Origin of the sequence: Parabacteroides sp. CT06, assembly GCF_002257605.1 — a bacterium.
In the GTDB taxonomy this organism is placed as follows: Bacteria; Bacteroidota; Bacteroidia; order Bacteroidales; family Tannerellaceae; genus Parabacteroides; species Parabacteroides distasonis.
In genome coordinates, this window is sequence record NZ_CP022754.1 from 3,275,966 (window position 1) to 3,287,694 (window position 11,729).

General features: G+C 44.9%; 8 protein-coding genes and 2 tRNA genes. 7 read left to right on the forward strand and 3 right to left on the reverse strand.

Features of this window, described 5'->3' with window-relative positions; translation table 11 throughout:
* Positions 1 to 69 precede the first annotated feature (69 nt).
* Both CI960_RS23205 and CI960_RS14320 read left to right on the forward strand, forming a co-directional pair.
* Positions 70 to 183 (forward strand): smalltalk protein, encoded by a 114-nt coding sequence (locus CI960_RS23205; RefSeq protein ID WP_157740127.1) that lies wholly within the window; start codon positions 70 to 72, stop codon positions 181 to 183.
* A 12-nt stretch (positions 184 to 195) separates the two neighbouring features.
* On the forward strand, positions 196 to 711 hold the full coding sequence (locus CI960_RS14320; RefSeq protein WP_005854909.1) for an N-acetylmuramoyl-L-alanine amidase: 516 nt from the start codon (positions 196 to 198) through the stop codon (positions 709 to 711).
* A gap of 106 nt (positions 712 to 817) precedes the next feature.
* On the opposite strand, the gene CI960_RS14325 is transcribed toward CI960_RS14320, so the two are convergent.
* A complete protein-coding gene (locus tag CI960_RS14325; protein WP_094582403.1) occupies positions 818 to 1,354 on the reverse strand; it encodes a UpxY family transcription antiterminator in 537 nt (178 codons plus the stop codon).
* A gap of 226 nt (positions 1,355 to 1,580) precedes the next feature.
* Between CI960_RS14325 and dnaG the strand changes: the two genes are divergently transcribed.
* From dnaG to CI960_RS14350, 5 genes are all read left to right on the forward strand, one after another.
* Entirely contained in the window at positions 1,581 to 3,698 is a 2,118-nt protein-coding gene (dnaG, locus tag CI960_RS14330; protein WP_005854905.1) for a DNA primase, read from the forward strand.
* Positions 3,699 to 3,710: 12 nt separating this feature from the next.
* Positions 3,711 to 4,583, forward strand: a complete 873-nt coding sequence (locus CI960_RS14335; protein WP_005854903.1) for an ABC transporter ATP-binding protein — start codon at positions 3,711 to 3,713, stop codon at positions 4,581 to 4,583.
* A complete protein-coding gene (locus CI960_RS14340) occupies positions 4,580 to 5,896 on the forward strand; it encodes an ABC transporter permease (protein WP_005854901.1) in 1,317 nt (438 codons plus the stop codon). Before CI960_RS14335 ends, CI960_RS14340 begins: the two co-directional genes overlap by 4 nt.
* Positions 5,897 to 6,156: 260 nt before the next feature.
* Complete coding sequence (locus tag CI960_RS14345; protein ID WP_182001062.1) at positions 6,157 to 8,709, forward strand: ATP-binding protein; 2,553 nt, start codon at positions 6,157 to 6,159, stop codon at positions 8,707 to 8,709.
* Complete coding sequence (locus tag CI960_RS14350) at positions 8,706 to 11,321, forward strand: PAS domain-containing sensor histidine kinase (RefSeq protein WP_094582405.1); 2,616 nt, start codon at positions 8,706 to 8,708, stop codon at positions 11,319 to 11,321. The genes CI960_RS14345 and CI960_RS14350 overlap by 4 nt, the downstream gene beginning before the upstream one ends.
* Before the next feature lie 50 nt (positions 11,322 to 11,371).
* On the opposite strand, the gene CI960_RS14355 is transcribed toward CI960_RS14350, so the two are convergent.
* Both CI960_RS14355 and CI960_RS14360 read right to left on the reverse strand, forming a co-directional pair.
* Positions 11,372 to 11,442, reverse strand: a tRNA-Gln gene (locus CI960_RS14355).
* Between the two features lie 33 nt (positions 11,443 to 11,475).
* Positions 11,476 to 11,546: transfer RNA gene (locus tag CI960_RS14360), tRNA-Gln, on the reverse strand.
* Positions 11,547 to 11,729 lie beyond the last annotated feature (183 nt).

The window sequence follows — 11,729 nt, forward strand, 5'->3', positions numbered from 1 at the left end:
ATATTTAAGTGTATATTTTTAAGATGATTAAGAATATTCCCAATAACAACTTCTTAAATTAAATACGGTATGAACAATAAATCAAGCAAAATCGATTGGATGAAAATCCTTCAAGTCGTAGCACAAGCTATTATCGCCGCCTTGACGGCTTTGGGTGTATCCTCCTGTGTCTCTTACCTTTAGAACCAAACAGCAATGATACAAGAGACCTATCCCATGATGGTTGGCGATATGGAGGTACTCAATGAGCGCATCCTGCTGACCCAAGTGGAGAATGGATTGTTGATGAATGGAGCGGACTCTGTCCGCTTCATCGTCATCCACTGCTCCGCTACCCGATGTGATCGTGACTATACGGTGGAGCAATTGCTCCGTGACCACAAGGCCCGTGGCTTCCGAACCATCGGCTACCACTTTTATATCCGCAAAAACGGTGCTGTGACACAACATCGCAAATTACTGGAGGTGGGCGCACATGCCCGTGGTTTCAATCGGTGCAGCATCGGTATCTGTCATGAGGGAGGGCTGGACGAATATGGCAATCCAGCAGACACCCGTACACCGATACAGAAAGCGGCTTTACTTGAGTTACTGTATAAGCTCTATAAGCTTTTCCCACAAGCACTGATCGTAGGCCATGGCGAACTACCCGGTGTAAAGAAAGACTGTCCTTGCTTCTCTTGTGATGGATATCGATACCGATTCCATTAATTGAGCCTTTATTATTTGTCCAGCGCTTCCTATTTGGAGCGCTGGCTCTTGAACTCAACCGTTCAAGCGGCATCAATGGTTTATGACAGTGAGATTCCACGCAACGTTATAGTAATCGAATATATTCAGGATCGACCTCTACAGCGGCAACCAACAGACCTGGTATCTCTACGATCAAACGTTTCACACGGGAACCTCGTATAGAGAGTAAGCGTCCCTCGTAGCCATCCAATGGGCCACCCTCGATGCGGATCATGCGACCGTACATCGCAGGGGTTAATTCTTCAACCAAGAAATAACGTGGGGAATCATCGGAATGGACAGCACGGATAAAACGGTTCATCTCCGCATGGCCTACCGTCATCGGCTTACGGTAGCCACCACGCAAATAACGATATTGGAGGGTACTGATCTCTTCTACGATTGGATCCATACACGCATGGGTCGTATGGGCAAAAAGTAAATCGTGCAGAAGAGGAACCTCCTCACGAATCCGCTTACCCTTCCTCTCGACCAACTGCCAACGCATAGGAGTGAAAACCTCTATGCCCTTTTCCTCTAGCAACCTATAGGCCGGACGTTTAGCATTGGGACGGGTCAGGTCTCGCAATACGAACCAATTGTCTGTCAAAGGATGTTCCATTGGATAATGGGATAATTCTTCTAGTCCTGAAAGGATACGTATTTTCTTATTATCCAATCAGTTACATAATAGATTCTTATAAGTTGGAAGGCGTACTTGGAGAGTAGCATTCGTCTCACGCTGCAAATGTAGTAAAAAATAACCAAACACAAGCAAACATTAGGCCTTGTTTGTGTTTGGTTATTTTTCACTACATTTGTGTTCGCTAAAAAAGGAGTAATTTAAAATGATCGATCAACCTACCATAGACCGGATATTGGACGCGGCGAACATCGTGGATGTTGTCTCAGAATTCGTGACTCTTCGGAAACGAGGAATCAACTATGTAGGATTATGCCCGTTTCATTCGGACAAATCACCGTCTTTTTACGTATCCCCCTCAAAGAATATCTGTAAGTGTTTCGCTTGCGGAGAGGGTGGAACCGCCGTTCACTTCATCATGAAGCATGAGCAACTCAGCTATTTCGACGCTTTACGCTTTCTGGCGAAAAAATACAATATAGAGATACAGGAACGGGAACTTACCGAGAAAGAGAAACAAATCCGTAGCGACCGGGAAAGTATGCTTATCGTCAATAGTTGGGCGGGGCAATACTTCTCTACTTTATTACATGAGCATGTTGAAGGGAAAAGCGTAGGTATGCGTTACTTTGCCGAGCGAGGATTGCGGGAAGATATCATCCGTAAATTCCAGCTCGGGTATAGCTTGGACCAGCGGGATGCTTTATACAAAACCGCTATAAAAGCAGGTTATAAAAAGGAATTCCTCGAGAAAACCGGTTTAGTTATCGCTTATGATAATGGAAACGTGAACGATCGTTTTCGGGGACGTGTCATCTTTCCCGTCCATACGCTAAGCGGAAAGGTCGTGGCATTCGGCGGACGTGTATTGAAAAAGGACGAGAAGACCGCGAAGTACGTAAACTCTCCCGAAAGCGAGATTTATCATAAAAGCAACGAGCTTTACGGCATCTATTTCGCCAAGCAAGCAATCATGAAACAGGATCGCTGTTTCTTGGTGGAAGGATATATGGACGTAATCGGTATGCACCAAGTGGGCGTAGAGAACGTGGTTGCCTCCTCGGGTACGGCGCTCACGCAAGGGCAAATCCGGCTCATACATCGTTTCACGAATAATATCACGGTATTATACGATGGAGACGCCGCCGGAATCAAAGCGGCTCTCCGGGGTATCGATATGTTATTGGAAGAAGGGATGAACGTCAAGGTCGTGCTTCTTCCGGCGGGAGAAGATCCGGACTCGTTTGCCCGTAGCCATAGCGCGAGCGAGTTCGCAGAGTTTATCAGCCAGAACGAGACGGATTTCATCCGTTTCAAGACAAAGTTACTATTGGCGGAAGCGGGGGGTGATCCGATCAAACGTTCCGCCCTGATCTCGGATATAATCCGTACGGTAGCGATCATACCTGATAATATCGCTCGCTCCGTGTATATCCGGGAATGTAGTACGACCATGGAGATAGACGAGCAAGTCTTACTCAACGAGGTCAATAAGATCCGTCTCAACAAGGAAGAGAACCAAGCGGCTAAATCCGTAAGGAATACACCGCCCGTTCAATCTCCCGTCAATACGATTCCGGAGTATCCAGATTTCCCCGGCTACCAACCGTATACACCGGAAGAGGCGAATACCCTTCCTCCGGAAAATATTCCGCCTCCACCGCTCGAGGACTATATTCCGGAAGAGGAAGCGGGTCCGCCCCCTACTCCTCCATACGAGGTTCCGACGGCTCCCAACATACAGGTCCAACCGAAACGTTCTCCTTTTGAGGCTTATGAGTTGGCTCTTCTGCGCTATATCGTACGATATGGCGAACGTGTCCTCTATGACTACGTAGATGAGGAGACCAACGAGCATGTCATCATGAGGGTCGCCGATTATATCCGTTTCGATCTGGAACGTGATGACCTTACATTTTATACGCCAGCCTTCAAACAAATGCTGGACGAGGCTGCTGAACATTGCCAGAACGAGGGCTTTATGGCCAGTCGTTATTTCCTTGCCCATCCGGACCCGAACATCAGCCGGCTTGCCGCCAACCTTATCAGCGATAAGTACCAGCTTAGTAAATATCATACGAAGTTCAGGGAACTGGAGCAAGAAGAAGATAAATTGGATTACTTGGTACCCCGGGAAATCTATTCCATGAAAGATGCCTATATCCTCTATAAGATAAAGGATATCCAAGCGAAAATCAAGGAGGCTCAAAACAAGGGAGACATGGAGCTGATCTTTGATTTAATGAAACAGAACGCCCACCTCAACGAGATCAAGAACGTGCTCTGCAAAGAGCTGGGTGAGCGTATCGTATTAAAAATGTAATAAAAAATAGCTATGAATTTCCTTGAGACAGAAAACGTGGTAAAACAGTACGCCGGGCATCTGGCGCTAAACAAGGTAAGTATCCAAGTTCCTCAAGGAACCATCTTTGGATTACTGGGGCCTAACGGGGCGGGCAAGACGACCTTGATCCGGATCATCAACCGGATTACGGCACCGGATAGCGGAATCGTTCGCTTCAACGGCCATGAGTCCAGCCCCGAAGACATCTACCAGATCGGTTACTTGCCGGAAGAGAGAGGGTTGTATAAAAAGATGAAAGTCGGGGAGCAGGCGATCTATCTGGCACAATTGAAAGGTCTCTCCTACCCAGAGGCACGCAGTCGTTTGACCCGTTGGTTCGAGAAATTTGACATCATGCCTTGGTGGAATCGCAAACTGGAAGAGCTGTCGAAAGGTATGCAGCAGAAAGTACAGTTCATCATTACCGTGATACACGAACCCGAGCTATTGATCTTTGACGAGCCATTTAGCGGATTCGATCCGGTCAACGCCGATCGTCTTAAACAAGAGATATTGGAATTGAAGGCGGCCGGACATACGATTATCTTCTCCACCCACAATATGTCGTCCGTGGAGGAGATTTGTGACGAGATCGCTTTAATCAATCGCTCTGAGGTCGTCCTGTCCGGCAATGTCAAGGAGGTACGGGAACGGTTTAAGAGTAATACCTATATATTAAATGTACGCAAGGAGACTGGAGGTATTGAGGAGTTAAGGATACGCAAGGAGGAGAATATCAGTAACTCCGACTGGCTTACCCGGCTGGCGTCCCAATATGAGATTCTTTCCTTCACGGAGGAGATCCCTTCTATGAATGACATTTTTATCAACACCGTTTCCGGTACAAACACATCAAAGGCATGAGCAAAATTGGATTAATCATCAAACGGGAATATCTCCGGAGGGTCAGTAAGAAGTCATTTATCCTGCTCACGTTCCTCACGCCATTTCTATTTGCGGCGCTCGTATTCGTCCCGCTTTGGCTTTCATCGATCAAAGGCGACGAGGTACATACCATCGCGATCCTCGACTCCACCGGTAAATACGCCCCGCTATTCGAGGATACGGAGACTTATCGTTTCATCCATAGTGACCAGAGTATGGATACCTACAAACAAATCCCCGATAAGGAAATATTCGCGTTCCTCACGATCGCGGAGGATTTACTGGAAAATCCAAAAGCCGCTACCTTATATTCCAAGAAACAAATCCCGGGAGAATTGAGCCGGCTCGTCAATATGACACTAAAGAGGCAGATTGAAAGTGACAAACTGGCAACGTTCAATATCCCGAATCTGAAAGAAATCATAAAAGAAAGCAAAATCAATTTCAATATACAGACCATCAAATGGGGGGATGACGGAAGCGAAAAGCAATCCTCATCCGTAGTAGCCTCCATAATCGGGGGTATTTTCACCATGCTTATCTATATGTTCATCATGATCTATGGGGCAATGGTCATGCAAGGGGTTATGGAAGAAAAGACGAACCGGATCATCGAGATCATGATCTCGTCCGTCAAACCTTTCGACTTGATGATGGGAAAAATTATCGGAATAGGTTTCGTGGGACTTACACAGGTATTCTTATGGGCTATCATGACACTCATCCTGATTGCCGGAGGCTCTTTCTTAGTAGGAGGAGGTATCGATAACGAGATGGTACAATCCGGGATGGCACTTAATACGGCTCCTGATATAACCATGATGAGCGCCCAACAACCAAGTAATGAATGGATAGAGATGCTGGGAACGATTAATTTCGCCGAAATAGGTATTTTGTTTGTCGTTTACTTTATAGGCGGGTACTTATTATATTCCTCACTGTTCGCCGCCATCGGTTCCGCCGTGGACAGCCAAGAAGATACGCAACAATTCATGCTACCGGTAACGCTCCTCTTGGTATTCGCTCTTTATGCGGGAATCTACAGTATGGAAAATCCCGACGGGCCTCTAGCCTTCTGGTGCTCCATGATCCCATTTACCTCTCCGATCGTGATGATGGTGCGTATGCCTTTCGAGGTTCCTTTATGGCAAATCGCACTCTCCATCGCATCGCTCTTTCTTACGGCGATCTGCTTGACTTGGATCTCCTCCAAGATATACAGGGTAGGTATATTAATGTATGGGAAAAAACCAAGTATTAAGGAGATTTTTAAATGGATAAATTATAAATAGAAGTAAAGCTGTGAAAAACATTTTCTATATTTGTGGCAGTAATGCGAAACTCTACCATAAAAAGCTGTATAAGTAAGGGGATTATCCAAAAGAGGATTCTAGAGATCTTGCTTTTGCTCACCTTATATTTAACTTTTTACTCTTGTACGTTGTTAGACCACAATAATAGAGAAAAAAGTTATACTATTTTAGTACTATACTCCTATTCTCCCGATAAGGCACATTGGGTCAACGCATTGAGAAAGGGCATCCACGATTGTTTGGCAGACAATCAAATCCAAGCAGACGTACGCGATACCTACCTAGAGCAAACGTCCGATCCCTCTGATACCACGGCTAGTATCACGGCTTTGCGACTTCTATTGGATTCCCTTTCATTAACGCCTCCCGATTTAATTATTACAAACGGGGATAATGCCACGCACGCCTTGTTATCCACCCGGCATCCTCTCGTAAAGAGTACACCTGTCGTATTTAGTGGCATAAATTATTTACCGAAAGAGTATCTAACCCAGTATAAGAACGCCACCGGCCAACTAACCACTCCGGATTTCCGTGAGACCCAGCGGTTAGCTAGCCAGTTAATGGGTTTCAGGCAAAACCAGCGAAATCTGGTTGACGGCTCTCCTGCCGGCATATTCGCCATGAAGGAAATCAGCCGGCAATTCCAGACGGATACCTCAGCCAGCGCGATCCTTGGCCCCGTATGGCAACCTCTAGCCCCCGACAGTACCATGGGATGGAAAGAAAATGTATATCTCCTGAGGGAAGGAGATCCGTTCAGCCCGGGCAAATATATGATATCAATCAAATTAATAGACGATAGTAAAGGCTCTCTGTTATTTGCCCAACTTCGTAACATCGATCAGAATTATTATACGACCGCATGCTGGAATGAATTCGCCGGCATTATCGTAGAAGGAAGGACTGCCCCTTTCTTCAGCGTAACAAATGAAGGATTTGGCAAGGGCTATATCGGAGGATATTTTACCCCCAGCCGTAAGCAAACTTATCGGGCCATGAATACCGGAATCCAGATACTAAAAGGGAAAAGCCCCTCCTCTATCGAGATATCAACCAGTCCCAAGGAATATCATTTTGATTGGCAGGCGCTTCAATATTGGGACATACCACTCGATCGGCTACCAGCCAACAGCACGATTATCAACTGGCCATTTGAGGAGAGATATAAGACCGGTATATATATTGCCAGTGTCATCATCTGCCTCATTATACTCTATGCCCTAATAGCCTTAGCTAAACTGTCCAAGCAAGAGACACTTCGTAAGAGGCACTCTAAACATATGCTCAAGATAGAGGAACAAAGGTTGATGACCACCGTTGATTCCTTAAAAGAGGCGATCATTGCCATCGACGGGAACTATCGAGTGCTCCGAATAAATAAGACCGCAAGAACCTTACTGAATTTACCGGACGAGATGAACGTATTGAACGTAGACGTCAATACCTTGTGTAATATCTCCTCGAAAAACACGCCATCCTATCTCAAACAAAATATAGATATCGCACTACAGACCGGCAAGCCGCAATGGTCGGATCGGTTGACTTATCTGGTTACGTCCAATCAGCATACATTCCCGATATCCGTAAGCATCACTCCGATCAAGCAAAAGACCGGTCACAAAGAGGTAGTTCTCGCCTTCCGAAACATCCTTGAGGAGATAACCCAAAACGAGTTCCAAGAACTGGGCATATCGACAGGAGAAACTTATCCATGGCGTTTCGACGACACACGGCAGTTGATATTATTCAACAAAAACTTCTTCTCCAACTACCAATTCCCAATCACACCGGACGAGGAGGATAAACTACCGCTGCCAACATTTATTTCCTGGATGCATCCGGAAGACAGGGATTTATGGGATAAAGCGATTAAACAATCTCTCATTGAGGACACGCTACTTACGATCGAGATACGGTTACTCACGGCCCAAGGCACCTATCTCTGGACCGAGTTTACCATAAGCTCCCATAATATACCAACCCCCCAAGGCTATCTAAGGCAGCCATTCGGCCTATGTTCCGATATAGATAACTTGAAAAACAAACAAAACGAATTACAAGCCTTACTACAAGAAGCGAAAATCTCCGACGAGAACAAGACCTTGTTTCTAGCCAATATGAGCCATGAGATACGGACTCCGCTAAACGCTATCGTCGGTTTCAGCAGCTTGCTCGCTGAATCCGACGACTTATCCGCGGAAGAGCGGCAAATGGCTATAGACCTGATCAACGAGAACAGCCAATCCCTTCTTGTCACCATCAACGATATCCTAGATATATCACGCATTGAAAGCGGTATCAGTTTCCAACAAACCCCGTTTGTACTAAACGACCTTATCCGGAAGGTGCAAGAAGAACAACAAGGGAAAATACCCGCTCCTATCGAACTTAGGGTCAATCTTCCCCAGAACCCAGTCATCCTCGAAGGAGATTCTTTCCGGATGGAGCAGGTATTATGCAATCTCATAAACAATGCCTCTAAATTCACGAAAGAAGGATCTATCGAGATCGGGCTGGAACAAAAGCCGGATGAAATATCTATCTATGTGCGAGATACAGGGATAGGGATTTCCCCCGAGCAACAAGAGAAAATATTCGATCGTTTTTACCGGGTGGATCATTTCACGAAAGGAAACGGATTGGGATTACCGATTTGCAAAGAAATCATACAACGCTTTCAAGGTAGTATCACCCTAAAATCCGAGCTAGGGGTTGGTACTACATTTTTCATCACCTTACCGGTAACTTCCCCCTCTGAGGATACCGGAACAAATATGGAACTATCATGAAAATCCTATATACTCTATGTTCTCTGCTATGTCTGCTATCCGGCTGTAAAGAGACGCGGCTGGAGGAAAAAGCATGTAACGTGTTATTTATCCATGCTTTCCACAAAGGTCTGACAGCTCCCCAAGGCGATATCCTTACGCCACAGGAAGAAGCAAATTTTTCTATACCCGCTTATCATATCGAAGAGTCGCTGGCTGGAATCGCCGACGCTTTTAAAGATAATGACATACCTTTACGCCTGAAGGACATGTACTTGGGATATGGCTATAATAAGCATCTGCTTAAGACTTTAGAAAACGCACTGACATTCGATGCGGATGACCGACCGGATATCATCCTGCTCGAACATGAATTCACGCTCGCATACTTCTTAGAAGCAAAGAACAGGCCTTTGGATATTCCCGTTATTTTTTGCGGTTCCATAAGCTGCCATCAAGACTCGATCCTTCGTAACAATCCTAATATCACAGGCTTTACCTCTTGCCCTGATATAAACGAGATAGTGCGACTCAGCCAAAAGCTATTCCCGAAAACGGAAAATATCCATTTTCTGCAAGCGGATACGCTTATCATCAATGAAATGGCACGCTTATTCCTCACACTGGATCCTCCTCCAAATATCAACATAGATACATCTTATTTACAGAATAAGACAACAAAGGAAGTATTAGTCAACCTAAAAGATCCGACCTTTTCCGTACATTATAATAATGTAGGGATCATTCCTTATTGGGAAGAGTTTTTCTCCCGTATAACTAAAGTTGGCGAGTATCCATTCTTGACAACCTGCTACATAGGACTTGGCGAGGGGGTGCTGGGTGGATATATGGTCAGTAGTTACGATGAGACTTACGCTGCCGCTAATCGTGCCTGCCAGATATTAAAAGGCAAGAAAGTATCCGATTTCACGATCGATCCACTTACGCCTCGTTATATTTTCGATTGGAATGTCATGACAAAATTTCATCTTACCACCAAACAGCTTCCTAAAGATTCCTATTTCATCAACCAACCGTTCTTGGTACGTCACCAAACGCCTTTGCTAATCGGCTTTATATTCCTAGTCCTTTGCTTCATGCTGCTATATGTTTATTATAAAAGCCAATACCAACAAAAGCAAGCCGCCTGGAAAAAGCGGGAAAGGAACAGGAAGCATCTGAAAACGATCATCGCCTCTATCCAAGAAGGGGTTATCTGTATCGATAATCAATTTAACATTTTCGAGATCAACCAAGTCTCTTTAAAGCTATTGCGACTGAAGGGAAATATAGAATCGTATACCGGGCAGTCTGTACTTTCCTTATTCAATGTGATCATACCAGACCAATCCATATCCTTAAGGTCCCTCCTTGACAACGCGATGCGGAATGAAAAATCATTCAGTCACTATGGATGCAGGCTTATCAGCTTAGGGCATGCCCACTCTTTCAACGCTTTTCTGGAAATCTCCCCGATCTTGCAAGAGCGACAGATCATCGGGGTAATCATTACGCTCCGCGACATCACGGAAGAACAGGCGCAGAGCGACTATATTAACTCGATCATGAATAACAAGGGAATCATTATCTGGCAATATAATCCGCAAACCCAACAAATGTTCTCCAACTATGATTTCCTATCGGGAAATACCTCCAAACAGATTAACGTATTGCCTATTGAACAATTTGAAAGTAAAATACATCCCGACGACATCCCTGTATGGAGAAATGAATTGACGCAATCCCTCGAACCGGGAGGGAATCATCCTCTCATCCAAATACGGATACAAGATCCGCGAGGAGGATATATCTGGTGGAAATCCCGATTTACCTCCCTTTATTTATCGGCCCAAGGTTCTTCTTATACCCTGTTCGGGGTATTCATCAACATACAAGCCCATAAGCAACTTGAGGATGAATTGGAAAAAGCCCGTCAGACAGTAGAACAGTCCGACCGCCTAAAAAGCGCATTCCTCGCAAATATGAGCCATGAGATACGTACCCCGTTGAACGGAATCGTAGGGTTCGCGAATCTACTATGTGACCGCGAACAATTTGAGCCAGAGGAAATCACGACCTTTATCGAGACTATCAAGAAAAATTGCGACCTGTTATTAGCCCTCATCAGTGATATTATCGATATATCCTGCATCGAAAGTAATACCATCAATTACCATTTCGAAGAGTGCGACGTAAACGACCAGATCAACCAAATCGTAACAACGCAACGGGTCATCATACCGGGCCATTTAAACTTGATCAAGCAAATACCGGAAGAAACGACTTTCATCTATATCGATAAACTACGCTTAAATCAAGTGATCACCAATCTGATCAATAACGCCGTAAAATTCACGGAACAAGGCTCTATCACGATTGGGTATACCGCCAACAATCCCGGCTTTCTCGAATTCTTCGTAAAAGATACCGGCCGGGGCATTCCGCAGAAGGATCTGAAAAACATATTCCTACGCTATTTCAAAAAGGACAATTACGTGCAAGGGGCCGGATTGGGGCTTTCCATTTGCCAAATGTTCGTGAATCGGTTCGGAGGAGAGATTACGGTGGAATCCGAGGTAGGTGTAGGGACTTGTTTCAAGGTGAAGATCCCCAGAACATCCAAAAGCCAATGACAAGAAACAAGAAAGCCTCGCCACTCTTATCGAATAACGAGGCTTTCTTGTTGTTCTACCAAGATTCGAACTTGGACAAACAGGACCAGAATCTGTTGTGCTACCATTACACCATAGAACAATATCCACAAAATCGTCGAGTAAACCTAAAACGTTGTTCTACCTGGATTCGAACCAGGACTAACAGGACCAGAATCTGTTGTGCTACCATTACACCATAGAACAATATTTAACAAATCACCAACTCTCTTGTTAGCGGATGCAAAGGTATATACTTTTTCAAAATTTGCAAACAAACTTTCGAAAAAAATGTCCAGAAAAAACACGTACGTCTTTCGGATAAAACACGTACATGTTTTCTCAAAAAGACGTACGTGTTTTTTTAAAAGCTTATAACGATCGAGGAGA

Excerpts from the sequence above, each read along its gene's own strand:
- CI960_RS23205 (WP_157740127.1), top strand. The coding sequence starts at position 70 with ATGAACAATAAATCAAGCAAAATCGATTGGATGAAAATCCTTCAAGTC.
- CI960_RS14320 (WP_005854909.1), top strand. The coding sequence starts at position 196 with ATGATACAAGAGACCTATCCCATGATGGTTGGCGATATGGAGGTACTC.
- CI960_RS14325 (WP_094582403.1), bottom strand. The coding sequence starts at position 1,354 with ATGGAACATCCTTTGACAGACAATTGGTTCGTATTGCGAGACCTGACC.
- dnaG (WP_005854905.1), top strand. The coding sequence starts at position 1,581 with ATGATCGATCAACCTACCATAGACCGGATATTGGACGCGGCGAACATC.
- CI960_RS14335 (WP_005854903.1), top strand. The coding sequence starts at position 3,711 with ATGAATTTCCTTGAGACAGAAAACGTGGTAAAACAGTACGCCGGGCAT.
- CI960_RS14340 (WP_005854901.1), top strand. The coding sequence starts at position 4,580 with ATGAGCAAAATTGGATTAATCATCAAACGGGAATATCTCCGGAGGGTC.
- CI960_RS14350 (WP_094582405.1), top strand. The coding sequence starts at position 8,706 with ATGAAAATCCTATATACTCTATGTTCTCTGCTATGTCTGCTATCCGGC.